Here is a 24878-nt window from a genome sequence, read left to right as displayed (position 1 = left end):
CGACGCATTTAGATATATCTAAACCTGTCGATGGCTCTAATCTAGATCGATATATCTAAATGTGCAAGAGGTAACCTGAAATTAGATATATCTAAATTGCAGGCATAAAAAAGCGCTGTAAAAACAGCGCATTTTCATTAGTTAGGGAGAGATTACTTGGCTGAAGCTAACACTTCGCTGACGATCTCGACCGCTTCATGTTCGATCTTCTCGCGGTGCTCGGCACCCAGAAAGCTTTCACAGTAGATCTTGTAGGCCTCTTCGGTGCCCGAAGGACGAGCGGCAAACCAACCGTTGTCAGTCATCACTTTCAGGCCGCCGATAGAAGCACCGTTACCCGGAGCTGCCGTCAAACGCGCGGTGATTGGATCGCCCGCTAGGGTGCTAGCCTTCACCATTTCCGGTGACAGCTTGGACAGCGCCGCTTTCTGTGCGGAGGTTGCCGGAGCCTGAATACGGTTGTAGCTTGGCGCACCGAAGCGTTTGGCCAGATCGTTATAATGATGCTGCGGGTTTTCACCGGTGACCGCAGTGATCTCTGCCGCCAGCAGGCACATGATGATGCCGTCTTTGTCGGTAGACCAAGGCGTGCCGTCGAAGCGCAGGAATGAAGCCCCGGCGCTCTCTTCGCCGCCGAAGCCGAAGCTGCCGTCGAACAGGCCGTCAACAAACCATTTGAAACCAACCGGCACTTCCACCAGCTTGCGGCCTAGATCGGTTACTACGCGGTCGATCATCGCGCTGGAAACCAGCGTTTTACCCACGGCAACGTTGGTGCCCCATTGCGGGCGATGCTGGAACAGATAATTGATGGCAACGGCCAGGTAGTGATTCGGGTTCATCAGACCCGCAGGCGTGACGATACCGTGGCGGTCATAGTCAGGATCATTGGCAAACGCCAGATCGAACTTGTCACGCAGGGCCAGCAGACCAGCCATTGCCGATTCTGACGAGCAGTCCATACGGATGATGCCGTCATGGTCGAGGTGCATAAAGCGGAAGGTCTGATCGATGGAATCATTCACCAGCGTCAGATCCAGCTTATAGTGCTCGGCAATGCGCTGCCAGTAGGCAATCCCGGAACCGCCAAGCGGGTCAACGCCCAGTTTCAGGCCCGCACGCTGAATGGCAGGCATATCGACGATATCCACCAGCCCTTCCACGTAAGGCTGCACCAGATCTTGCGCATGGAGATGGCCGCCGTTCCAGGCTTTATCCAGCGATTGACGCTGCACGCCCTGCAGCTTGAGGCTCAGCAGTTCGTTGGCACGCTTTTCAATCACGGAAGTCAGGTTGGTATCGGCTGGGCCACCGTTTGGCGGGTTATATTTGATACCGCCGTCTTCAGGTGGGTTATGCGAAGGCGTAATCACGATGCCATCTGCCTGTGCGCCCCCCTTGCGGTTGAAGCACAAGATAGCGTGTGACACGGCAGGCGTTGGCGTAAAGCCGTTGTTTTCCTGCACCACCACGTCAACACCGTTGGCGGTCAGCACTTCCAGAACGGAAATAAAGGCGGGTTCGGACAGCGCATGGGTGTCTTTACCCACATAGCAAGGGCCAGTGGTGCCCTGTTGACGACGCACTTCGGCAATGGCCTGAGCGATAGCCAGGATATGTGCTTCGTTAAAGCTCTGACGCAGCGCACTGCCACGATGCCCTGAGGTACCGAATTTCACCGCGTGAGCGGCATTACCGGCCTCTGGTTGCAGCACATAATACTGCGACGTCAGCTGGGCTACATTGATCAAATCACTTTGCTGAGCGGGTTGCCCGGCACGTGGGTCATTCGCCATCGACTACTCCCTAAAATGCCAGTACCGTGGCCGGGCAATGAGTCGCATACGGCCACCGTGACGGGCTGTTCGCTAAATTAGACGGTGCCGCAAACTTTCTCGATCAGTTCCGCCGGGAACTGCATGGCCTGCATGATGTGTTCGATCATGCTGCGTTTGCGGCCAGTGTTGGTATTGGTGATCACCCAGTAAGGCGTACCTGGCACGTGCTTGGGCTTGGTATGGTTCCCATTGGCCAGCAGCGTTTGCTGATCGCCAGCAAAATAGGTACGGGTACGGCCATGCAACGAATCCGTTGCCGCGGCAAAGCCCGCCGCATCGAGGGTGTACAAGGTGGAAAGTACCAGCATAAAACGATTTACAGCTTTGTTCTGTTCGGCATATTCGTCCGACAGCAGCAACTCGCGCACCGCACGCACGCGATCACGCGGCCGCTGAACGGCAATGGCTGCCACTGACGGCTCTGCCTGGCCACTGGCAACCACAGGGGCCGTTCGTACAGGCTGGCCTGCGGTAAACTTCAACATACGCCGTAAAATATCAGACGCGCTTTCACCGATATGTTGCGTGTGGCTGGCAATATAGCGGTAAAGTTCTTCGTCGACTTCAATAGTTTTCATCTTTATCCAGTACGTTTTTTCTACTTATGAACCTGAAGCCAATTGGTGCATTCAAGCCATGGGATTATAAGGTTAAAAGCGCGGGTGCGAACACTACAATGTTCTCCCAAACGGCAAAAGCAGACTTTAGCCAACCGCCTTGGCCGCCAACCCCTCACCATACCATGAAATATCGGCAAAATTCTGCGAACAAACCAATAATCTCTCTAGCCATGTTAACCTAACTCATTATCTCAAGATCACGAACATCACCATGAAATTACATTATCAATTACTGGCCGCAGAGGCTGCCACGCCAGCGAGCTTACCGATCGTGTTGATCCACGGTCTGTTTGGCAATCTGGATAACCTGGGCGTGCTGGCGCGCGACCTGAACCAACAGCATACGGTGATCAAGGTCGATCTGCGCAATCACGGGCTGTCACCACGCGCGGCAGAGATGACCTACCCGGCGATGGCGCAGGATCTGTTGACGCTGTTAGACGACTTGCAGATAGCAAAAGCCATCGTGATCGGCCACTCGATGGGCGGCAAAGCGGCGATGGCCTTAACCGCGCTAGCCCCGGAGCGGATTGAGCGGCTGGTGGCGATCGATATCGCCCCGGTGGATTACGACACTCGCCGCCATGACCAGATCTTTACCGCACTGCAAGCCGTTACCGATGCGGGTATCACCCAGCGTCAGCAGGCTGCACAGTTAATGCGGGCCACGCTGGATGAAGAAGGCGTGATCCAGTTTCTGTTGAAATCTTTCCATGCTGGCAGCTGGCGATTCAACCTGCCGGTATTGATCGAACAATACGAGAACATTATCGGCTGGCAGGAAGTTCCGCCCTGGCCGCACCCAACGCTGTTTATCCGTGGTGGCCTCTCACCTTACGTACAGGATAGCTACCGCGATGACATCGCTCGCCAGTTCCCGCAGGCTCGCGCCTATGTGGTTGCAGGCTGCGGCCACTGGGTCCATGCGGAGAAACCGGACGCCGTATTACGGGCAATCCACCGCTTTATTGACCAGTCGTGAGCTTAAGTGGCGAAAAAACGCGCTAGAGTGAATGGCTTAGCGCGTTTGTGGCTAAGTTAGGCATTGTCGTCGCTCCATCTGCTGGGGTAATATGGCGCGCTATAATTTTGCCACCCTGTCCAGGCGTGAACCTGCGTTTGGCTGGGGGTGAATTTGGGTTAGGGTTTATTGGCCCGAATTGTGTAAATCGAACCGTCTGGAAGCGTAAACCGCTTTTTGATGCAAACTCCCTTGCAGTAGCGCAACAATGGCAAAAGAACAAACGGATCGCACGACGCTGGATCTGTTCGCAGATGAACGCCGTCCAGGGCGCCCGAAAACCAACCCGCTTTCCCGTGATGAACAGCTTAGAATTAATAAGCGCAATCAGCTACGACGGGACAAAGTGCGTGGATTACGGCGTGTGGAGCTGAAAATCAACGCAGACGCGGTAGATGCTCTGAACAAACTGGCCGACCAGCGCAATATCAGCCGCAGCGAATTGATCGAGCAAATGCTGTTGGCCCAACTGGCAGAAGAACAGCCAGAACACTGATCTCTGCTGCCGCACGCGCGGCACGGCGTTAAGGATGACGCCAGATCGGTTCCACCTCCGCAGAGGTATCGCATAAACGCGATAAAACCTCAGGGCAAATTTCTGGCATGATACGCATTTACGGCTGAGCAAGCCTGCCCTTGGCAGCGCCTCAAGCCGCGTTTACGCAACACATTCATTTGAATTAAAAGGTTATCTTTACTATGGCTCATGTAGGCATTTTCTTTGGCAGCGACACTGGCAATACCGAAAACATTGCCAAGATGATCCAAAAGACGCTTCAGCAAAAATTCGGCAACGACGTGGCTGAAATCCACGACATCGCCAAAAGCAGCAAAGAAGATCTGGCAGCGTTTGATATCCTGCTGCTCGGTATCCCAACCTGGTACTATGGCGAAGCACAGTGCGACTGGGATGACTTCTTCCCGACGTTGGAAGATATCGACTTTAACGGCAAGCTGGTGGCGCTGTTTGGCTGTGGCGATCAGGAAGACTACGCGGAATATTTCTGCGATGCGATGGGCACCATCCGCGACATCATTGAACCACGCGGTGCGGCCATCGTCGGCTACTGGCCAACCAAAGGCTACCATTTCGAAGCCTCCAAGGGCCTGGCAGACGACGACCACTTTATCGGGTTGGCCATTGACGAAGATCGTCAACCTGAGCTGACCAACGAACGTGTAGACGCCTGGGTCAAGCAAATCAGTGAAGAGCTGAGCCTGGCCGAGATCGTCGGCTAAGCTCTGCCCCGGCGGATACGTAGCACATAGTAAGGGCGCCGTAGAGCGCGCCCTTCTGTTATCGGTATCACGGATTAGAGCAATAGAAGCTACAAGTTTGTAACTTCCTACCTCGCCACGGTAGACTGAAACATCGGTTTATCCCCCCCATCAAGGCTTTGCATGATTGCCATGCAACAGCGCAAAGATATGTTTGTTAACAACTGGCTGTTTCTATTTACGGCAACCGGCTCTATAATGAGACGCAATTAATGCTTTGTGCCAACCGATGCCATAGGCGAGAACGCCTCAACTTGATTAGCATAGTAACAGGACTGAATCCGCATGACTGATAACAACTCCGCATTGAAGAAGGCTGGCTTAAAAGTCACTCTTCCGCGACTCAAAATCCTGGAAGTATTGCAGGATCCGGCATGCCATCACGTCAGTGCGGAAGATCTGTACAAAAAACTGATAGATATGGGCGAAGAAATTGGCCTGGCCACGGTATACCGCGTGCTGAACCAGTTTGACGACGCAGGTATTGTGACCCGCCACAATTTTGAAGGTGGCAAGTCGGTTTTCGAACTGACTCAGCAACACCACCACGATCACCTGATTTGCCTGGACTGTGGCAAAGTGATCGAGTTCAGCGACGAATCCATCGAAGTGCGTCAGCGCGATATCGCCAAGCAACACGGAATCAAGCTCACCAACCACAGCCTGTACCTGTACGGCCACTGTGAAACCGGTGATTGCCGCGAGAACGAAACGCTGCACAACAAGAACTGATTCTGGCCTGCCAGAGCACAAAAACCGCCTATATATGGCGGTTTTTTTATGCCTAAATGACAGACAAAAAAATCCCCGGACAGGCCCGGGGAAAAAATTATCGACTAAACAACACAATTGCAGTTCTCCCGTACTTCGCACTACCTCAGCCCACCTACCGACACGCAGATGGGCCGATCTCTCACTTACGCCTTCACGGGTTCGGCACGGCTGAAGCGTTTGCCATCCGGGCTAATCGCACGGATTTGCACCTCACCCGCCACCGCAGGGCGCGCTTTATCGTCATAACGCTGCCACTGTTTGCCGCCGTCGGTAGAATATTCAATCCCCAAACCTGGCAGCGAAATATTCGCCTCCAGCTTGCCACCGACGATACGCGCACCAGGTACCGGCAGGCGATAACTCACGCCCGCTTTATCCATCTTGGCCAGCTCACGTTGCCCAATCAGGTTGGCAAAGCGCAGCCAGTCCTGATCCAGGGTTTTGGTGTCGACCTGATGGGTTTCGCCACCTTTGTACTCACGGCCAGCTTTATAATCCTGCTCCCAGCTGGCACGGTGCCATGCACGTTCTGCTAACGACACTGCGCGTGGATAAATCATGTATTCCATTTGCTGATCAGTACGCACCACTTCGCTCCACAGTTGGGCGGAAAGACCATATGCGCCCGGCCATGGTTTGTCGCTTTTGGCGGTGAAGTGGTTACCATCGCGATCCACCGAGGTTTCGGCGTTCTGCGGCAGGTTGTTTGGCGCAAAGCTGAAGATCTTCTGCTCGTCGCTGAAGCGGGTGCCCCAGTAGTAACCGTGTTCGTCCGGGCTGACTTCGTATGGGAAGTCCATATAGACATAGTCCGGGTTAGAGATCACCACGTCATAACCCTTGTTCGCCCAGTCGTTAGCCGAGTCGAAACCGCCCCAGTACAAGGTATCCCAGAAGTTCACCGCCACATGCTTGGTCGCGAAAGCCTTCGAGTCTTTGGCATCTTTCAGGCCGTCCTGCCACGCCTGCATTCTGTCAATGCCGTGCGCTTTCACCAATTGGCTGACTTCCAGACCGAAGTAACTTGGCAAGTGTTCCATGTCTGCCACTTTGCCGTCTTTGATGATGGCCTGACAAACCTGCGACTTGGCCCACGGCTTGTCTTCTTTGCTCAGATCGAGGATACCCTTGCCCGCTTCCGGGTTTTTCACGTCGGTATAGCCAGCGCCCAGACGGATGTTCTTCGCTTCATCCCCACCAAAGTGCCAGGTTTTCAGCGGCTGACCAGCCTCTTTGTGCATCTGGGCCACTTCACCAATCACTTTATCCACGAAGTTCTTGGAAGAATCCAGGCATGGGTTCAGGTAGCTCTGGCGGTTGAAGTACTGCACCGAGGTGGTATTGGAGGTATCGGTCGGATCCACCAGGCGGAACTCGTTGGCCTCTTTCTCTTTCCCTTCGGCAAGCAGTTTCTTGTAGCGAGCTTCCATGGAAATAATCGCCGCACGGGCGTGCGCTGGCATGTCGATCTCAGGGATCACTTCAATTTGGCGCGCCTGAGCATATTTAACGATGTCGATATAGTCCTGACGGGAGAAGAAGCCACCGTGCGGTGCCGGGCCAGAGCCGTATTGTGGCATCAGGCAGGTGGTTTCACTCAGATCATGACAACGCTGGCCGCCCACTTCGGTCAACTCTGGCAGACCAGGGATCTCAATGCGCCAACCTTCGTCATCCGTCAGGTGGAAGTGGAATTTGTTCAGCTTGTAGGCTGCCATTTGATCCAGCAGGCGCAATACGGCGTCTTTGTGGTGGAAGTTACGTGCTACGTCCAGGAAGATGCCGCGGTATTGGAAGCGCGGTGCATCTTTGGCATCCAGCGTGGCGATCTTCTTGCTGCCATCCGAAGGGATTAGCGACAGGATAGATTGCAGACCATAGAACACCCCAGTCTGATCGAAACCGACGATCTCGGCACCTTTCTCGCCAATCTTCAACTGGTAGGCACCTGAAACGGCCTGATCGCCTTTGAATGCAGCTGGCTTGATATCCGTCTTGATCGGATAACCGCTCGCCTGGCTCTCAATGCCCAGCAGTGCAAAACGCTCAGCTGCTGCATCTGCCGCTGGCTTGGTTAACGCGCTCAGTTCCAGCGCCACGCCTTTGCTCAGGTCGATATCCTTCGCATGGACTTTAACGTCCATCGGGGTTGGGATGATTTGCCCACGCAGCGATGCCATCGGCAATACTTTCAGATCCTGGTTCTTGGTGAAGCGGCTTTCCGGCACCATCAGAATGTTGTTGTCATCCTTGGTACGCTTCCACTGGTCACCGGTGAACGGAGCCACAAACTGGTTAATATCGTCGGTATCGGTATTCGACAGGATCTTCGGCTGAGCATCGCCGGAAGTGGCATACCAGCGCGGCAGGAAGTCGGTACGGAACAGCTGCCAGTATTCTGCAATAATCGGGATTTCCACCGCCTGATTGGCCGGGAAGCTGGTGAATTTGTCCGTCGGTTCCAGCTTATACAGATCGCCGGTAATGTGGGTGATTTTGAACTGGTCGTTATCGACCTTCAACGTTTGGCGCGGGCTGTGGAAATAGATCGCCCAGTCTTTATCTTTGATTTCCTGATTGCCATTGGTCAAGGTGATCAACACCTTGTGGCAGGACGCCCAGTCGGCACCCAGCTTGGCACAGTCCACGCCGTTCTCAGCGGCACGGTTGTCCAACATCTTCAGATTGACCTGCAACTGGCTGAGTTGGTCAACCACCTGCTGGCTGGCCATGGCAGAACCTACGCTACCCAATAGCCCAACGGTAGCCGTCAGGGCGGCGAGAGCACTCATCTTAAACTTGTTCATCTGCAACCTCTTGCGTAATCAGTTGTTGTTAGCGCGAATTTCTTTCCAAATCTTGCCGCATTTGGCGTCATACGCCTGGCCATTGCCGGTATGGGCGGCCTGGATGCAGCTTTGGTAATCCAGCACCCGCACGGTTTCCTGCTCAGTGAACTGTTGGTGCTGTTTCTCTTGCTTCAACACGTTCAGCACCGCCTGGCAGGCCTGCAATTTCTCTGGTGAACCTTCTGCGGTATTGATACAGGCGCTGTAGGCCTGGCGCAGCTTGACATCTTCCGGTGGCGCGGCCGATTGAGAGCAGGCGCTAAGCCCGGCAACCGCAGCGATAATCAGCATCTGTTTTTTCATGGTTAAAGTCCTGTGGCATTTCCCCGGCAGCCTGGCCACCGGGGAGCGCATTAGAAGATGGTGAACGGTGCGATAACGATGAATTTGACGTCTTTCTCGTCCTGGAAGATGTTGCCGTAACCACCGCCCCAACTTGGGATATCGGAATGGTTGTCATACTGCGTGAAGTGCAGTTTGAACAGGGTGCCTTTGGCACGTCCGTCCTGCATGGTGTACATCGCATCCAGGCTGTAAGCGCTCTCTCTCAGGCGCTGGCTCTGATCGTAAATCGGGTTGGTGCTTGGCTTGGCGTCCCAGGCGTAAACGTAGGAAGCGCCGACGGCCATGCCAGGCAGGTTCCAGTTGCTCAGGTCATACATCACGCCACCGAACACGGCTTTTTCGCCGTTGGCGTTAAAGTCGGAGCGGTTATCCCACCAGATATCGAGGCGGCCGTTTGAGGAGGCATAGGTTGGGGTCATACGCTGCAGGAAGAAGCCTTGGTTACCTTCCGCCTTGACCATGGTGCCTTCCAGACGCCAGTTGAACTGGCCGGTGATGTAACCGAAGGTCAGCGCCTGCAACCACGCCAGGCCATCATAGATGCTGTTAGGATCGCGATTATCACCGATGCGGTCTTCAGCACCGTAGAACTGGTAGCTGGTAGTCATCGGGTTACCAGCCAGGTCAAACTTGTAAGATGCCTTGGTGAAATACTGATTCACGTAGCCTTGCGCCTGGCCAAACGCGGCTTCCAGCACCAGATCGTTTTTGAAATCGTATTTGGCACCCAGCGAGTGCAGGTAGGAAACGTCGGTCTTGCGATCGTTCTGACGGAAGTCGTCCATCTCGATGTGCCAAGGCGCTTTGTACTTGTTGGTCCACATGTAGGAGAAACTCAGCGCACCTGAATCGCCATAGTCAAAGTTGGCACCGGCTTCAGCCCCCTGGTAGGTACCCGGCATAAAGCTCCAGTGCGGGGCCAGCAACGTTTGCCCGCTTGGCTGGATATAACCGGCACGCGCCCAGACCGGGCCATACTTGAACTTACCGGCCGCTTTATACAGGCTGATACCGCTTTTATCGCCGGAGTAATCTTCGTCATAGGTACGGTTACGGCTGGAGAACGCGATTTCGTTCGGGTGGCCACTCTCGCTGGATTCTGCCATTTCGATGGCGGTGAACGCCGCCACATCGATACCAAACATGTCCGCCGCATAGCCGGAGGTGAAATCCAGGTTGGCGTTCCAGGTAGAGTGAGAGAGGTTGGTTTTAAAATCACCGGTTTCAACGTCTTTACGATCCCGTTGACGTTGCCAGTAATACACCCCACCGGTCAGCGTAGAATCGTCGATAAACCCTTCAGCCTGTGCTTCTGGGGCCATGACGAATCCGCTTCCTAATATTGCACCCGCGACAGCGAGCGCCAGCGTTTTACGCTGAGCACCGTGCGTACCCATAAGAAAATTCCTCTTTGACTTGACTTTAAAGTGCGCCCGCCTGCGTTCACCACTGCCCTGCACGGTCGCTAATAAAAAACCCGAATCGGGTAAAATTGTGCCGGGTGATGAAATTCACCTCGGCCTTAATGCTGTAGCTAGACTATTTTTCGCGACGCGAATTATCAAATGAAAAGTGAGATAGATTTGTCAAAGTATGACAAGGTGCACACATTGATGATATTTAGTTACAATAATGATCAGCGTCACTTTCTTGATAAAAAAATCAACAAAATCATATAATAGAGATATTAACAAGCTAATTACTTGTTAATTGAAAGGTTTCAGCACGACAAAAGCGGCTATTCGGTGCAAAAATGAGAGCGCTCTACAAATGATATTAATTCGCATCACGAATATATAAGAAAGAATAATAAGAACAAACTCACGATAAAACGGGTTAATTCACGGCGACAATCAAGTGACGTCAGGGAGGGTAAATGGCAAAAAAGGGAGGGGTTGGTTTAGAAGACAAAAAAAGCGCAGCCGAAGCTGCGCTTTAACAAGCGATGGCAAATTAACGCTTAGGCGCCAATCTTAGCCCAGGTATCGCGCAGGCCTACGGTGCGGTTAAACACCAGGCGTTCGGCCGTAGAATAGCGGCTGTCGGCACAGAAATAGCCTTCACGCTCAAACTGGTAGGCTTTTTCCGGCTGAGCACCCGCCAGGCTTGGCTCGACAAAGCCTTGCTTGATAATCAGCGATTCCGGGTTGATGGTGGCGAGGAAGTCCTCTGCCGCCGCCGGATTAGCCACGCTGAACAGACGATCGTACAGGCGAATTTCTGCCGGTAAAGCGTGTGCCGCAGACACCCAGTGGATCACACCTTTCACCTTGCGGCCATCGGCAGGATCTTTGCTCAGCGTTTCAGGATCGTAGGTGCAGAAAATGGTGGTGATTTCGCCCTCCGCATCCTTCTCTACGCGTTCGGCCTTGATCACATACGCATTACGCAGGCGCACTTCTTTGCCCAGCACCAGGCGTTTGTACTGTTTGTTGGCTTCTTCACGGAAGTCTGCACGGTCGATATACACCTCGCGGCTGAACGGCACTTCACGGCTGCCCATTTCCGGCTGGCTCGGGTGGTTAGGCATAGTCACCATTTCCACGTCTTGCGACATGTTCTCAATGATCACCTTCACCGGATCCAGCACGGCCATCGCGCGCGGTGCGTGCTCATTCAGATCGTCACGAATACAGGACTCCAGCGCCATCATCTCGACGTTATTATCCTGTTTGGTGACGCCGATACGCAGGCAGAACTCGCGAATGGAGGCGGCCGTGTAGCCACGACGACGCAGGCCGGAAACGGTCGGCATCCGTGGGTCATCCCAACCTTCTACAACCTTCTCGGTCACCAGTTGGCTCAGCTTGCGCTTGGACATGATGGCGTATTCGAGATTCAGGCGTGAGAACTCGTACTGACGCGGATGGCAAGGGATGGTGATGTTATCCAGCACCCAGTCGTACAGACGGCGGTTATCCTGGAACTCCAGGGTACACAGCGAATGAGTGATCCCTTCCAGCGCATCGGAAATGCAGTGGGTGAAATCGTACATCGGATAGATGCACCATTTGTTGCCGGTCTGATGGTGCTCCGCAAACTTGATGCGGTAGATCACCGGATCGCGCATCACGATAAACGGCGAGGCCATATCGATCTTGGCGCGCAGGCAAGCAGTGCCTTCGGCAAACTCACCGTTACGCATCTTCTCAAACAGCGCCAGGTTCTCTTCAACCGTGCGGGTACGGTACGGGCTGTCTTTGCCCGGAGCCGTCAGCGAGCCACGATATTCACGGATCTGCTCGGGAGAAAGTTCATCAACATAGGCCAGGCCCTTGTTGATCAGCTCAACCGCATACTGGTGCAGTTGATCGAAATAGTCCGAGGAATAACGAACGTCGCCGCTCCAGGTAAAGCCTAACCACTCCACATCGTGCTTGATGGAGTCGACAAATTCGATGTCTTCTTTTACCGGGTTGGTGTCATCGAAGCGCAGGTTACATTGGCCCTGATAATCCTTGGCGATACCAAAGTTCAGGCAAATGGACTTGGCATGGCCGATATGCAGATAGCCATTAGGCTCCGGTGGGAAACGGGTATGCACCGACGCATGCTTCCCTGATGCCAGATCTTCATCAATGATCTGACGGATAAAATTGGTTGGGCGGGCTTCTGCCTCACTCATGTCACTATTCCTCAAATGCAAAGCGCTACACATATAGCCTCTATGTTCCAATAAGCAGAGCCCAGAAACAACCGTTATTCGTCAAGTTCCCGTGGTGCAAAAACAAAAAAAGCGGGAAAAGATCGCTCTTTTCCCGCTGATACTGCTCACCGCCCGTTTAATACCCGGGCGGTGCCAGGGTTAAACCCAACTTATTTCTGGATCTCGAACAGCTTGGTCTGGCCAGCAACCACATTGCCGGTTGCCAGTGCTGTCAGGCCAGCATAGTCATCAGCATTGCTGACGACGACCGGGCTGATCATTGAGCGCGCATTGGCGTTCAGGTATTCCAGATCCATTTCCAGGATTGGCTGACCTGCTTTCACCTCTGCACCCTCTTCCACCAGGCGTTTGAAGCCCTGACCGTTCAGCGCCACGGTGTCGATACCCATGTGCACGACGATCTCCGCGCCCTTGTCTGTTTCCAGGCAGAAAGCGTGATTGGTGTTGAAGATCTTCACCACGGTGCCATCAGCTGGCGCCACGACGGTTTTATCGGTTGGGCGAATAGCCAAACCGTCACCAACCGCTTTGCTGGCGAAGGCTTCGTCCGGCACCTGCTCCAGGGCAATCACTTCACCGGTTATCGGCGCCACCAGCGCTTCCAACAAGGTTTTAGTGACATTAGGTACGGCCTGCGGTTTGACTTCTGCCGCAGCAGCAGCGGTAGCTGGTGCAGAGGCTGCCGCTACCGGGCCTGCTGCAACCACTTTAGTCATCGCACTGGCAATCAGTTCGGCACGAGTACCGACAATCACCTGCACGCTTTGTTTGTTCAGACGGATCACGCCAGAGGCGCCCAAGCGTTTAGCCAGAGCATCGTTCACCAACGCAGAATCTTTAACGTTCAGACGCAGACGGGTGATACAGGCATCAATCCCGGTCAAGTTGTCAGAACCCCCGATGGCGCTCACATAGCGACGAGCCAGGGTAGTGGTTTCATCTTCGTTCTTACCAGCTGCGGCATCTACGTCATAACCGTCGGTTTCGTCACCGGCCACTGCCAGTTCACGGCCTGGGGTCATCAGGTTGAATTTTTTGATGGTGAAGCGGAAGACCACATAGTAGATAGCGAAGAACACCAGGCCTTGCGGGATCAGCATGTACCACTGAGTCGCCAGTGGGTTACGTGATGACAACGCCATATCCACCAGACCGGCACTGAAGCCAAAACCGGCAATCCACTGCATGCTGGCCGCGATGTAGACAGAGATACCGGTCAGAATGGCGTGGATCACATACAGCACAGGAGCAACGAACATGAAGGAGAATTCCAGCGGCTCAGTGATCCCGGTGAAGAAGGCAGCGAACGCCCCCGCCATCATGATACCCAGCACTTTCGCTTTGTTCTCAGGACGTGCGCAGTGGTAGATGGCCAGTGCTGCACCCGGCAGACCGAACATCATGATTGGGAAGAAGCCCGCCTGGTAACGACCAGTGATACCGACAGTGGCTTTACCCGCTTCGATAGACTGTGAGCCACCCAGGAAGTTAGGGATATCGTTAATACCGGCAACGTCAAACCAGAATACCGAGTTCAGTGCATGGTGCAGACCGACCGGAATTAACAGACGGTTGAAGAAGGCGTAGATACCGGCACCGGCAGAGCCGAGTTTTTGGATCTGCTCACCAAAGTTGACCAGGCCGTTGAACACCACCGGCCAGATGTACATCAGGATGAAGGCAACCAGGATCATCAGGAAGGAGATGAGGATTGGCACCAGACGGCGGCCACTGAAGAACGACAGCGCTTTCGGCAGTTCAACACCGCTAAAACGGTTGTAGACTTCGGCAGAAATGATACCCACCAGGATACCCACGAACTGGTTCTCAATTTTGCCAAAGGCGGCAGGAACCTGATCGAGAGGGATCTTCTGAATCATTGACACGGCGGCAGGTGAACACAGCGTGGTCACTACCAGGAAGCCGACAAAACCGGTCAGTGCAGCAGCACCGTCTTTGTCTTTGGACATACCGTAAGCCACACCAATGGCGAACAGGACCGACATATGATCGATAATGGCCGAACCAGATTTGATGAACAAGGCTGCCAGAGCGTTGTCCCCACCCCAGCTAACCGGGTCAATCCAGTAGCCGACACCCATCAGGATGGCTGCGGCAGGCAGTGTGGCTACCGGAACCATCAAGGCCCGACCCACCTTTTGTAAATAACTAAGAATGTTCACCTTTTCCCCCTATTCGTCCGATGCCGGACCCTATTGGCAGTTTATTGAGATAACTCACTACCTTTTTAGAAATAACGCTTGGCACGTATCACTCATGCGGAGTGTAAAAAAATTATTTCGTATCGCAAATTAAAACCTCCTTTTTTGTGACAAATGTCACCAAAAAGTAGTGTTTAACTGCCACATTGCTAGCCATCGCACAAAACTTATTTTATCATTCAAAAAATCAACGGACAGTAATCTCGAATACCCGCTTCACAAAGCTGAGTTACGCTTTAAGCTACGGTTGTTGCCCGTACCAGTATAGCCACAGTTTATTCTACCTAGAGGTGTACGATGAGACTTATCCCACTACAAGACACAACCCAAGTCGGCAAATGGGCCGCACGCCATATCGTTCAGCGTATCAACGCCTTCAAACCGACCGCAGATCGCCCGTTCGTCCTTGGCCTGCCAACCGGTGGCACCCCGCTGGAAGCTTACAAACACCTGATCGCGATGCACAAAGCTGGTGAAGTCAGCTTCAAGCACGTCGTCACCTTCAACATGGATGAATATGTTGGCCTGCCGCAGGAACACCCGGAAAGCTACCACACTTTCATGTACCGTAACTTCTTCGACCACGTTGATATCCCACGTGAAAATATCAACCTGCTGAACGGCAACGCACCAGACGTTGACGAAGAGTGCCGTCAGTACGAAGCCAAGATGAAAGCCTACGGCAAAGTTCACCTGTTCATGGGCGGCGTAGGCTTCGATGGCCACATTGCGTTCAACGAACCAGCGTCTTCCCTGGCTTCACGCACCCGTATCAAAACGCTGACCGAAGAAACCCGCATCGCCAACTCCCGCTTCTTCGACGGTGATGTAAGCCAGGTGCCAAAATATGCCTTGACCGTCGGCGTGGGTACCCTGCTGGATGCGGAAGAAGTGATGATCCTGGTCACCGGTCGTGGCAAGGCGCAAGCGCTGGAAGCCGCAGTGGAAGGCAGCATCAACCATCTGTGGACCATTAGCTGCCTGCAGCTGCATGCCAAAGCCGTGGTGGTTTGTGACGAACCATCCACCATGGAGCTGAAGGTGAAAACCGTTAAGTATTTCCGCGAGTTGGAAGCGGAAAGCGTTAATAGTCTTTAATTTTTTGCAGGGGGCTACATGTTCGCTTTAACCCAATGCCGGATTTTTACCGGCCACGACGTGCTTGATGACCATGCGGTAGTGATTGCTGATGGCCTGATTGAACGAGTCTGCCCACTGGCCGAGCTGCCAGCAGGCATCGAAACGCGCGATCTGGGTGGCGCCATCCTAGCCCCCGGTTTTATCGACGTGCAGCTTAACGGCTGCGGCGGCGTGCAATTTAACGACTCGCTGGAAGCCATCTCGGAAACCACGCTGGAAATCATGCAGCGCGCCAACGAGAAATCCGGCTGTACCAGCTATCTACCAACGCTGATCACCTGTAGCGACGATTATATGAAGCACGGCATCAACGTGATGCGCGCTTATCTGAAGAACCATCCCAATCAGGCCCTTGGCCTGCATCTGGAAGGGCCGTACCTGAGCCTGGAGAAGAAAGGCACCCACAACCCGGCGTTTATCCGCAAGCCTACCAGCGAGATGATCGACTACCTGTGTGCCAATGCCGACGTGATCAGCAAAGTGACCCTGGCGCCAGAAATGGTGGAACCACACTTTATCAAACAGCTGAGCGACGCCGGTATCGTAGTGTCCGCAGGCCACTCCAACGCCACTTACGATCAGGCACGCGTGGGTTTCGCCGCAGGCGTTACCTTCGCCACTCATCTGTACAATGCCATGCCGTACATCAGTGGCCGCGAACCGGGCCTGATGGGCGCAATCTTCGACACGCCAGAAGTGTATACCGGCATCATTGCCGATGGGCATCACGTGGCCTGGGCGAGTATCCGTAACGCCAAGCGGATAAAAGGTGATAAATTGGTTCTGGTTACCGATGCTACCGCACCAGCGGGCGCGGATATCGACCAGTTTATTTTCGCGGGTAAAACCATATATTATCGTGACGGCCTGTGCGTTGACGAAAACGGCACCCTGAGCGGCTCCGCACTAACCATGATTGAAGCGGTGCAAAACAGCGTAGAGCATGTCGGTATCGCGCTGGACGAAGCACTGCGTATGGCAACGCTCTACCCGGCTCGCGCTATCGGTGTCGAACAGCGTTTAGGCACCATCGAAGCCGGCAAGGTCGCCAACCTGACCGCCTTTACCCGTGATTACCAAATCACCAAGACCCTCGTTAACGGCAACGAGGTTTAATCCATGAACAGCGAGTAGAATGATTGATGAGCACTGGCGGACAAGCACAAATAGGGAATGTTGATTTAGTTAAGCAACTTAACGGCGCAGCAGTGTATCGCCTGATCGACCAGCAAGGTCCGATTTCGCGCATTCAGATTGCCGAACTCAGCCAGCTTGCCCCCGCCAGCGTCACTAAAATTACTCGCCAACTGTTGGAGCGCGGGCTGATCAAAGAGGTCGATCAGCAAGCCTCCACCGGGGGTCGCCGTGCCATTTCCATTGTCAGTGAAACCCGCAATTTCCACACCGTTGCCGTCCGCCTGGGCCGTCACGATGCCACCATCACCCTGTACGATATGGGTGGTAAGTCGCTCGGAGAGGAGCACTACCCTCTGCCGGAGCGCACCCAGGAGACACTGGAAAACGCACTGTTCAACGCCATTACGCAGTTTATCGAAAGTTACCAGCGCAAACTGCGCGAACTGATCGCCATTGCCGTGATCCTGCCTGGTCTGGTCGATCCGGCTTTAGGCGTGGTGCGCTATATGCCGCACATCAGCGTCGATAACTGGGCGTTGGTCGATCATCTTCAGCAACGCTTCAACGTCACCAGTTTTGTCGGCCACGATATCCGCAGCCTGGCCTTGGCGGAGCACTACTTCGGGGCTACCCGGGATTGTGAAGACTCCATTCTGGTGCGCCTGCACCGGGGTACCGGCGCCGGGATCATCGTCAACGGCCAAATTTTCCTTGGCAATAACGGCAACGTGGGGGAGATTGGCCATATTCAAATCGATCCCCTCGGCGAGCGCTGCCACTGCGGTAACTTCGGTTGCCTGGAAACCGTGGCGGCCAACGCCGCTATCGAACAGCGCGTACGTCACCTGCTGACTCAGGGCTACCCAAGCAAAATGACGCTGGAGGACTGTAGCATTGCCGCCATCTGCAAAGCCGCCAATCGCGGAGATTTGCTGGCCAGCGAAGTGATCGAACACGTTGGCCGCTATCTGGGCAAAGCGGTAGCCATCGCCATCAACCTGTTCAACCCGCAAAAAGTGGTGATCGCCGGTGAAATCACCGAAGCGGATAAAGTGCTGTTACCCGCCATCCAAAGCTGCATCAACACCCAGGTGCTGACGGATTTTCGCAGAAACCTGCCGGTCGTTACTTCCGAACTCAACCATCGTTCAGCGATTGGTGCTTTTGCCTTGGCTAAACGGGCAATGCTCAACGGTGTACTTCTCCAACGGCTGCTAGAAAGTTAAACTGCCTGTTTGGCAGGGATGCACTTCTGGCTTTTTTGCCCTGCCGTTCATCATGAGACCAGCAACAATGACTATCAAAAACGTGATATGTGACATCGACGGCGTGCTGCTGCATGACAATACTCCGATCCCGGGTGCCGATCTGTTCCTGGCCCGTATTCAGGAACAAGGGATGCCGTTGGTGGTGCTAACCAACTACCCTTCGCAAACCGCCCAGGATCTGGCCAACCGCTTTGCCGCCGCAGGTCTGGACGTGCCAGAAAGCGCGTTTTATACCTCAGCCATGGCAACAGCCGATTTCCTGCGCCGTCAGGAAGGTAAAAAAGCCTATGTAGTAGGCGAAGGCGCACTGATCCACGAACTCTACAAAGCCGGCTTTACCATCACCGATATCAACCCGGATTTCGTGATCGTGGGTGAGACCCGTTCGTACAACTGGGACATGATGCATAAAGCGGCCTTCTTCGTGAACAACGGGGCTCGGTTTATCGCCACCAACCCGGATACCCACGGCCACGGCTTTACCCCGGCCTGTGGAGCACTGTGTGCACCAATCGAGAAGATCACCGGTCGTAAGCCGTTTTATGTTGGCAAGCCTAGCCCGTGGATCATCCGCGCGGCGCTGAACAAGATGCAGGCACATTCGGAAGAGACGGTCATTGTCGGGGATAACCTGCGCACCGATATCCTGGCTGGTTTCCAGGCCGGGCTTGAAACCGTGCTGGTGCTGTCTGGCGTCTCGACGCTGAACGATGTTGAAGCCATGCCGTTCCGCCCGAGCTATATCTTCCCTTCCGTGGCGGATATCACCATTTTTTAAGCCGTAAGCAATAGCCCCTCACCCTAACCCTCTCCCACAGGGCTGAGGGTCGGAGTGAGGGAAACACCGAACACCGAATCACCAAAGAACACCTTAAAATTTTGCCCACACCTTCCTTACTCGGCTATAAATTATATATTCGATAATTTTTACCGCATAAAAATGAATATCCATTAATTTTAACACCACACCTCAAGACTATTTTTCAGCGTAACGTTAAATCGCTTGCATACACCTCAGCTTTTGACGCATTTTCATTATCAGAAGGCAGCAAAGCCGCACCGTTGACTTTACATGCAGGCGCGCTGTACATCACATCACCGCCATAAAATGTCGTTAGGAGAGTTTGTATGTGTTCTATTTTCGGTGTGCTCGATCTGAAGTCCGATCCGGTTGAATTGCGTAAAAGAGCGTTGGAATTGTCGCGCCTGATGCGCCATCGCGGCCCTGACTGGTCCGGCGTCTACGCCAGCGATAAAGCCATTCTGGTTCACGAGCGCCTGTCGATTGTTGACGTAAATAACGGTGCCCAACCGCTGTACAACGCTGCGCATACCCACGTATTGGCGGTTAACGGTGAAATTTATAACCATCAGGCCCTGCGTCAGCAGTTGGGTGAGCACTATCAATTTCAGACCGGCTCCGACTGCGAAGTGATCCTGGCGCTGTATCAGGAAAAAGGCCCGAACTTCCTGGACGATCTGCAAGGCATGTTCGCCTTTGCCCTATACGACACTGAAAAAGACGCTTACCTGATTGGCCGCGACCACCTCGGCATCATCCCGCTGTATATGGGGCACGATGAGCACGGCAACCTGTATGTCGCTTCTGAGATGAAGGCGCTGGTGCCGGTCTGCCGTAGCATTAAGGAATTCCCGGCGGGCAGCTACCTGTGGAGCCAGGACGGTGAAATCCGCGAATACTACCAGCGTGACTGGTTCGACTATGACAACGTCAAAGACAACGTCACCGATGCCAACGCCCTGCGCAACGCGCTGGAAGAGTCGGTAAAAAGCCACCTGATGTCCGACGTGCCGTACGGCGTGTTGCTCTCCGGCGGGCTGGATTCCTCGGTGATCTCTGCCATCACCAAAAAATATGCTGCACGCCGGGTAGAAGATGATGAGCGCAGTGAAGCCTGGTGGCCGCAGCTGCACTCCTTCGCCGTCGGGCTGGAAGGTTCCCCGGATCTGCGTGCTGCTCAAGAGGTCGCTAACCACCTTGGCACCGTCCATCATGAAATCCACTTCACGGTGCAGGAAGGCCTGGATGCCATCCGCGATGTGATCTACCACATCGAAACTTACGACGTCACCACCATCCGCGCCTCCACGCCAATGTATCTGATGTCACGCAAGATTAAAGCGATGGGCATCAAGATGGTGCTGTCTGGCGAAGGGGCGGATGAGGTGTTCGGCGGCTACCTGTACTTCCATAAGGCGCCAAATGCCAAAGAATTCCACGAGGAAACCGTGCGTAAACTGCTGGCGCTGCATATGTACGACTGCGCTCGTGCCAACAAAGCGATGTCTGCCTGGGGGGTAGAAGCTCGCGTGCCGTTCCTGGATAAAAACTTCCTGGACGTGGCGATGCGCATCAACCCGCAGGATAAAATGTGTGGCAACGGCAAGATGGAGAAGCACATTATTCGCCAATGCTTCGAGTCTTATCTGCCAGCTAGCGTGGCCTGGCGCCAGAAAGAACAGTTCTCCGACGGTGTCGGCTACAGCTGGATCGATACGCTAAAAGAAGTCGCTGCCAAGCAGATTAGCGATCAACAGCTTGAAACCGCACGTTTCCGCTTCCCGTACAACACGCCAAACAGCAAAGAAGGCTACCTGTACCGCGAGATTTTCGAAGAGCTGTTCCCACTGCCGAGCGCGGCGGAATGTGTCCCTGGCGGCCCTTCCGTAGCCTGCTCATCGGCAAAAGCCATTGAATGGGACGAATCCTTCAAAAAGATGGACGACCCATCAGGCCGCGCCGTAGGCGTGCACCAGTCAGCCTATAAGTAAACCGTCACCACTTACCTTCGGCGGGCCTGATGGCCCGCTTTTTTGTGGATGTTTTCAACCGTTAACCCTCCGAACTGCCGCTTTTATCACCATACTGTTCACAACCCAGACAAACAAGCCGCCCAGTCGCTTTTTCGGGAAAAAACTAGTTGACGCAAATCGGCCATATACGCATAATGCGCCCCGCAACGCCGATGAAGGTTGAGCGAAAAAGATGGCTACGTAGCTCAGTTGGTTAGAGCACATCACTCATAATGATGGGGTCACAGGTTCGAATCCCGTCGTAGCCACCAATCTTTTTTGCGGGAGTGGCGAAATTGGTAGACGCACTAGATTTAGGTTCTAGCGCCGCAAGGTGTGCGAGTTCAAGTCTCGCCTCCCGCACCATTTTCTTTCATCGTCGCGCATACAGCAGGTGGGGTATCGCCAAGCGGTAAGGCACTGGTTTTTGATACCAGCATTCCCTGGTTCGAATCCAGGTACCCCAGCCATCTTCTCAGATGGAACGCTGTAAAAAAGTTGATTATGCTATTGGGGTATCGCCAAGCGGTAAGGCACTGGTTTTTGATACCAGCATTCCCTGGTTCGAATCCAGGTACCCCAGCCATCTTCTCAGATGGAACGCTGTAAAAAAGTTGATTATGCTATTGGGGTATCGCCAAGCGGTAAGGCACTGGTTTTTGATACCAGCATTCCCTGGTTCGAATCCAGGTACCCCAGCCATCTTTTCAGGATGGGGCGCAGTAAAAAAGTTAATTGTGTTATTGGGGTATCGCCAAGCGGTAAGGCACTGGTTTTTGATACCAGCATTCCCTGGTTCGAATCCAGGTACCCCAGCCATACAACACCGTTAACCAGCAACATAAAATGGCTACGTAGCTCAGCTGGTTAGAGCACATCACTCATAATGATGGGGTCACAGGTTCAAATCCCGTCGTAGCCACCATGCTTTCTGCTTTACAATTGGGGTGTCGCCAAGCGGTAAGGCTCTGGTTTCTGATACCAGCATACCCAGGTTCGAATCCTGGCACCCCAGCCAAATTTAGAAAAGCTCGCTTCGGCGGGCTTTTTGCTTTTCTGAGTTTCTGCGTTTGGATTAATGGGCGCAACATGCGGCGCCCCATGTCATCACAGACCTAAAGCATACTTCAGCGCCCGCTCTTTCAGCTTGCCCGCCCTTTCCGCCACCATCAGTGCCAGATTGCGCGCTACGCCCAGCGGAGCCAGGTTATTGCTGAAAGCGGTATAGAACAGATCCATGCCGCTTTGCATCAGCAGGTTATCGGTGCGACGACGGCGCTGATAGCGCATCAGCACCTCTTCACTCGCCCAATCCTCTCCCTGCTCACGGGCGTCGCCCACGATCTCCAGTAACGCATCCACATCGCGATAGCCAAGGTTCACGCCCTGCCCGGCCAGCGGGTTGATGGTATGCGCAGCATCGCCGAGCAGCACCAGCCCGGATTGCACATAGCGTTGCGCGTGGCGGCGCACCAGTGGGAAAGATCCGGCGGCATGAGCCTTCACCGTGCCCAAGCGGGATGGGAAAGCTGCCGCAATCTCTTGTTCGAGTTGCGCCATAGGTAACGCCTGCAACTGACGAATACGCTGCGGGCTGTCATACCACACCAGCGTTGCCCACTGGTCGTACAGCGGCAGGAACGCGCGTGGGCCAGACGGGAGGAATTGCTGCCAGGTCACATCCTGCTGCGGTTGGTCGGTTTCCACGGTGATCAACATACACGCCTGGCGGTATTGCCAACCGCTGGTGCCAATCGCCGCCAGTTTGCGTACCTGTGAGTGAGCACCATCGGCACCCACCACCAAACGCGCCTGTAGGGTCTCTGACGAGCTTAACGTCACCTGCCATTGGTCATCGACTCGATGCATCGCCTGCAGCCTGGCGGGGCAGTACAGCGTTAAATTTTCGCAATGCGCCAACTGCTGCCATAGGGCGAGCTGCAAAATACGGTTCTCGACCATGAAACCCAACTCTGGCAGCCCCAGCGTGGCCGCATCAAACGCCACCCGAGAGGACTCCCATTCCCAGGTTTCCAGCCTGCGATACGGTGCCGATCTCATCTGCAACACCGCAGGCCAGGCATCAAGCTGCTTCAACAAACCAACAGAGGTGCAGCCAATAGCGGAGATCCGCAGGTCAGGCGGGCTTTGGGGATCGAACGTATCGGGAGCCTCGTGCTCTAACAAAGCGACCGATAATCCGGCGCGAGCCAGCCCCAGCGCGGCGGCGGCTCCTACCATCCCACCGCCAACCACCACGGCATCAAAGCGTTTTTGAGAAGTGTTCATTTTGGCTATACTTTTGGTTAATTAGGCATCTTGGCTCAGTGTACCGGATTTTTAATCTGGCTTCAGGTCGCATGCTACTGCCACGTCGCTGGTCACCAGCGCGCCAAATGATTACAATGACCCTCCTGCATGGCGCGTAACGCAATTTTCTCTCCGCACTGAGTAATGGCAAGTCAATGACGAAAAAACTACATATCAAAACCTGGGGCTGCCAGATGAATGAGTACGACTCATCGAAAATGGCAGATTTACTGGGAAGCACACACGGCTTCGAGTGGACTGAAAACGCTGAAGAAGCGGATGTGTTGCTGCTCAATACCTGCTCGATCCGCGAGAAGGCGCAGGAAAAGGTTTTCGCGTTGCTGGGCCGTTGGAAGCAGCTGAAAAAAAACAACCCTGACCTGATTATTGGCGTCGGCGGCTGCGTTGCTTCACAGGAAGGAGAGCATCTGCGCCAGCGCGCGCCCTGCGTTGACATCGTTTTTGGCCCGCAGACATTGCACCGCCTGCCGGAGATGATCAACCATGTGCGCGGTTCGCATAGCCCAATCGTGGACATCAGCTTCCCGGAAATCGAAAAGTTCGACCGCCTGCCGGAACCTCGTGCCGATGGGCCAACCGCCTTTGTCTCGATTATGGAAGGCTGCAACAAATACTGTACTTTCTGCGTAGTACCTTACACCCGCGGTGAAGAAGTCAGCCGCCCAAGCGATGATGTCCTGTTTGAAGTCGCTCAGTTGGCCGCCCAAGGTGTACGTGAAGTGAACCTGCTTGGCCAGAACGTCAACGCCTATCGTGGCGCAACCTTTGACGGTGGCATCTGCTCATTTGCCGAACTGCTGCGCCTGGTGGCCTCTATCGACGGGATCGATCGTATCCGCTTCACCACCAGCCACCCGATTGAGTTCAGCGACGACATTATTGCGGTGTATGAAGATACGCCCGAGCTGGTCAGCTTCCTGCATCTGCCGGTACAAAGCGGTTCAGATCGCATTCTGACCATGATGAAACGTGCCCACACGGCGCTGGAATACAAAGCGATTATCCGTAAGCTGCGTCAGGCACGGCCCAATATCCAGTTCAGCTCCGATTTCATTATCGGTTTCCCAGGGGAAACCCAGGCCGACTTTGAACAGACCATGAACCTGATTGCCCAGGTGAATTTCGACACCAGCTTCAGCTTTATCTACTCTTCGCGCCCCGGCACTCCGGCGGCAGACATGGTTGACGACGTCAGCGAAGAAGAGAAAAAACAGCGTCTGTATCTGCTGCAAGAACGGATCAACCAGCAGGTGATGCAGTTCAGCCGCCGTATGCTGGGCACCGTGCAGCGTATTCTGGTCGAGGGCACCTCACGCAAGAGCTTGATGGAACTCTCTGGCCGCACCGAATGCAATCGGACGGTCAACTTTGAAGGCACACCAGATTTGATCGGCCAGTTCGTCGACGTCGAAATTACTGAAGTGTTAACCAATTCTCTGCGCGGTACCCTGATCCGCACCGAACAGCAGATGGAACTGCGCGTGCATCAATCCCCTCAAGCGGTGATTGCACGTACCCGTAAGGAAGATGAGCTGGGCGTCGGTAGCTACCAACCCTGATCGCCCCGCCACCTT

Annotated in this window: 18 protein-coding genes and 8 tRNA genes; 18 read left to right on the top strand and 8 right to left on the bottom strand. The window is 54.1% G+C overall.

The window, feature by feature from the left end:
• Positions 1-152: 152 nt before the first annotated feature.
• Complete coding sequence (pgm, locus tag KAJ71_RS06345; RefSeq protein ID WP_248944935.1) at positions 153-1796, bottom strand: phosphoglucomutase (alpha-D-glucose-1,6-bisphosphate-dependent); 1644 nt, start codon at positions 1794-1796, stop codon at positions 153-155.
• A gap of 77 nt (positions 1797-1873) precedes the next feature.
• The gene (gene seqA, locus KAJ71_RS06340) at positions 1874-2416 is read right to left on the bottom strand and encodes a replication initiation negative regulator SeqA (protein WP_248944933.1); all 543 of its coding nucleotides are present in this window, start codon (positions 2414-2416) and stop codon (positions 1874-1876) included.
• A gap of 253 nt (positions 2417-2669) precedes the next feature.
• On the opposite strand from seqA, the gene ybfF reads away from it, so the two are divergent.
• From ybfF to fur, 4 genes are all read left to right on the top strand, one after another.
• Positions 2670-3440, top strand: coding sequence for an esterase (ybfF, locus tag KAJ71_RS06335; protein ID WP_248944932.1), 771 nt, complete (start codon positions 2670-2672; stop codon positions 3438-3440).
• A gap of 247 nt (positions 3441-3687) precedes the next feature.
• Positions 3688-3975: a LexA regulated protein gene (gene ybfE / locus KAJ71_RS06330; RefSeq protein WP_021805298.1), complete on the top strand. Its 288-nt coding sequence runs from the start codon at positions 3688-3690 to the stop codon at positions 3973-3975.
• Positions 3976-4178: 203 nt separating this feature from the next.
• Positions 4179-4718, top strand: coding sequence for a flavodoxin FldA (gene fldA, locus KAJ71_RS06325; RefSeq protein WP_248944930.1), 540 nt, complete (start codon positions 4179-4181; stop codon positions 4716-4718).
• Positions 4719-5042: 324 nt separating this feature from the next.
• Positions 5043-5489 (top strand): ferric iron uptake transcriptional regulator, encoded by a 447-nt coding sequence (gene fur, locus KAJ71_RS06320; protein WP_021805300.1) that lies wholly within the window; start codon positions 5043-5045, stop codon positions 5487-5489.
• Positions 5490-5674: 185 nt separating this feature from the next.
• Here the strand turns inward: fur and KAJ71_RS06315 are convergent, their stop codons facing one another.
• From KAJ71_RS06315 to nagE, 5 genes are all read right to left on the bottom strand, one after another.
• Complete coding sequence (locus KAJ71_RS06315; protein ID WP_248944929.1) at positions 5675-8338, bottom strand: beta-N-acetylhexosaminidase; 2664 nt, start codon at positions 8336-8338, stop codon at positions 5675-5677.
• 18 nt (positions 8339-8356) lie between these two features.
• Complete coding sequence (gene chiQ / locus KAJ71_RS06310; protein WP_248944928.1) at positions 8357-8683, bottom strand: ChiQ/YbfN family lipoprotein; 327 nt, start codon at positions 8681-8683, stop codon at positions 8357-8359.
• Positions 8684-8733: 50 nt separating this feature from the next.
• Positions 8734-10122, bottom strand: a complete 1389-nt coding sequence (gene chiP, locus KAJ71_RS06305; protein ID WP_248944927.1) for a chitoporin ChiP — start codon at positions 10120-10122, stop codon at positions 8734-8736.
• 563 nt (positions 10123-10685) lie between these two features.
• Positions 10686-12350, bottom strand: coding sequence for a glutamine--tRNA ligase (gene glnS, locus KAJ71_RS06300; protein WP_248944926.1), 1665 nt, complete (start codon positions 12348-12350; stop codon positions 10686-10688).
• A gap of 191 nt (positions 12351-12541) precedes the next feature.
• Positions 12542-14575 carry an N-acetylglucosamine-specific PTS transporter subunit IIBC gene (nagE, locus tag KAJ71_RS06295; RefSeq protein WP_248944924.1) on the bottom strand — a complete coding sequence of 678 codons (2034 nt, stop codon included), beginning with the start codon at positions 14573-14575 and terminating at the stop codon, positions 12542-12544.
• Positions 14576-14911: 336 nt separating this feature from the next.
• On the opposite strand from nagE, the gene nagB reads away from it, so the two are divergent.
• From nagB to KAJ71_RS06230, 13 genes are all read left to right on the top strand, one after another.
• Positions 14912-15712 carry a glucosamine-6-phosphate deaminase gene (gene nagB / locus KAJ71_RS06290; RefSeq protein ID WP_248944923.1) on the top strand — a complete coding sequence of 267 codons (801 nt, stop codon included), beginning with the start codon at positions 14912-14914 and terminating at the stop codon, positions 15710-15712.
• A gap of 18 nt (positions 15713-15730) precedes the next feature.
• Positions 15731-16870 (top strand): N-acetylglucosamine-6-phosphate deacetylase, encoded by a 1140-nt coding sequence (nagA, locus tag KAJ71_RS06285; protein WP_248944922.1) that lies wholly within the window; start codon positions 15731-15733, stop codon positions 16868-16870.
• A 26-nt stretch (positions 16871-16896) separates the two neighbouring features.
• Entirely contained in the window at positions 16897-18117 is a 1221-nt protein-coding gene (gene nagC / locus KAJ71_RS06280) for a DNA-binding transcriptional regulator NagC (RefSeq protein WP_248944921.1), read from the top strand.
• A gap of 67 nt (positions 18118-18184) precedes the next feature.
• Complete coding sequence (locus KAJ71_RS06275; protein ID WP_248944920.1) at positions 18185-18937, top strand: HAD-IIA family hydrolase; 753 nt, start codon at positions 18185-18187, stop codon at positions 18935-18937.
• Between the two features lie 350 nt (positions 18938-19287).
• Entirely contained in the window at positions 19288-20952 is a 1665-nt protein-coding gene (asnB, locus tag KAJ71_RS06270; RefSeq protein ID WP_021179986.1) for an asparagine synthase B, read from the top strand.
• A 216-nt stretch (positions 20953-21168) separates the two neighbouring features.
• Positions 21169-21245 (top strand) — tRNA-Met (locus tag KAJ71_RS06265).
• Between the two features lie 9 nt (positions 21246-21254).
• Positions 21255-21339 (top strand) — tRNA-Leu (locus tag KAJ71_RS06260).
• A 29-nt stretch (positions 21340-21368) separates the two neighbouring features.
• Positions 21369-21443, top strand: a tRNA-Gln gene (locus tag KAJ71_RS06255).
• 41 nt (positions 21444-21484) lie between these two features.
• A tRNA-Gln gene (locus tag KAJ71_RS06250) sits at positions 21485-21559 on the top strand.
• 41 nt (positions 21560-21600) lie between these two features.
• Positions 21601-21675 (top strand) — tRNA-Gln (locus tag KAJ71_RS06245).
• Between the two features lie 42 nt (positions 21676-21717).
• Positions 21718-21792 (top strand) — tRNA-Gln (locus KAJ71_RS06240).
• 29 nt (positions 21793-21821) lie between these two features.
• Positions 21822-21898: transfer RNA gene (locus KAJ71_RS06235), tRNA-Met, on the top strand.
• Between the two features lie 18 nt (positions 21899-21916).
• Positions 21917-21991: transfer RNA gene (locus KAJ71_RS06230), tRNA-Gln, on the top strand.
• Between the two features lie 89 nt (positions 21992-22080).
• On the opposite strand, the gene ubiF is transcribed toward KAJ71_RS06230, so the two are convergent.
• Positions 22081-23262, bottom strand: coding sequence for a 3-demethoxyubiquinol 3-hydroxylase (gene ubiF, locus KAJ71_RS06225; protein WP_248944919.1), 1182 nt, complete (start codon positions 23260-23262; stop codon positions 22081-22083).
• 176 nt (positions 23263-23438) lie between these two features.
• Here ubiF and miaB point away from each other — a divergent pair, with 176 nt between their 5' ends.
• A complete protein-coding gene (miaB, locus tag KAJ71_RS06220; protein ID WP_024483191.1) occupies positions 23439-24863 on the top strand; it encodes a tRNA (N6-isopentenyl adenosine(37)-C2)-methylthiotransferase MiaB in 1425 nt (474 codons plus the stop codon).
• Positions 24864-24878 lie beyond the last annotated feature (15 nt).

This window comes from Serratia silvae, assembly GCF_023282985.1.
Classification (GTDB): Bacteria; Pseudomonadota; Gammaproteobacteria; order Enterobacterales; family Enterobacteriaceae; genus Chania; species Chania silvae.
The sequence above is the reverse complement of the archived record's forward strand: the minus strand, read 5'-3'. Positions and strand labels throughout refer to the sequence as shown.

Coding starts and splice junctions, on each gene's coding strand:
- pgm (WP_248944935.1), bottom strand. CDS start 1,796: ATGGCGAATGACCCACGTGCCGGGCAACCCGCTCAGCAAAGTGATTTG.
- seqA (WP_248944933.1), bottom strand. CDS start 2,416: ATGAAAACTATTGAAGTCGACGAAGAACTTTACCGCTATATTGCCAGC.
- ybfF (WP_248944932.1), top strand. CDS start 2,670: ATGAAATTACATTATCAATTACTGGCCGCAGAGGCTGCCACGCCAGCG.
- ybfE (WP_021805298.1), top strand. CDS start 3,688: ATGGCAAAAGAACAAACGGATCGCACGACGCTGGATCTGTTCGCAGAT.
- fldA (WP_248944930.1), top strand. CDS start 4,179: ATGGCTCATGTAGGCATTTTCTTTGGCAGCGACACTGGCAATACCGAA.
- fur (WP_021805300.1), top strand. CDS start 5,043: ATGACTGATAACAACTCCGCATTGAAGAAGGCTGGCTTAAAAGTCACT.
- KAJ71_RS06315 (WP_248944929.1), bottom strand. CDS start 8,338: ATGAACAAGTTTAAGATGAGTGCTCTCGCCGCCCTGACGGCTACCGTT.
- chiQ (WP_248944928.1), bottom strand. CDS start 8,683: ATGAAAAAACAGATGCTGATTATCGCTGCGGTTGCCGGGCTTAGCGCC.
- chiP (WP_248944927.1), bottom strand. CDS start 10,122: ATGGGTACGCACGGTGCTCAGCGTAAAACGCTGGCGCTCGCTGTCGCG.
- glnS (WP_248944926.1), bottom strand. CDS start 12,350: ATGAGTGAGGCAGAAGCCCGCCCAACCAATTTTATCCGTCAGATCATT.
- nagB (WP_248944923.1), top strand. CDS start 14,912: ATGAGACTTATCCCACTACAAGACACAACCCAAGTCGGCAAATGGGCC.
- nagA (WP_248944922.1), top strand. CDS start 15,731: ATGTTCGCTTTAACCCAATGCCGGATTTTTACCGGCCACGACGTGCTT.
- nagC (WP_248944921.1), top strand. CDS start 16,897: ATGAGCACTGGCGGACAAGCACAAATAGGGAATGTTGATTTAGTTAAG.
- KAJ71_RS06275 (WP_248944920.1), top strand. CDS start 18,185: ATGACTATCAAAAACGTGATATGTGACATCGACGGCGTGCTGCTGCAT.
- asnB (WP_021179986.1), top strand. CDS start 19,288: ATGTGTTCTATTTTCGGTGTGCTCGATCTGAAGTCCGATCCGGTTGAA.
- ubiF (WP_248944919.1), bottom strand. CDS start 23,262: ATGAACACTTCTCAAAAACGCTTTGATGCCGTGGTGGTTGGCGGTGGG.
- miaB (WP_024483191.1), top strand. CDS start 23,439: ATGACGAAAAAACTACATATCAAAACCTGGGGCTGCCAGATGAATGAG.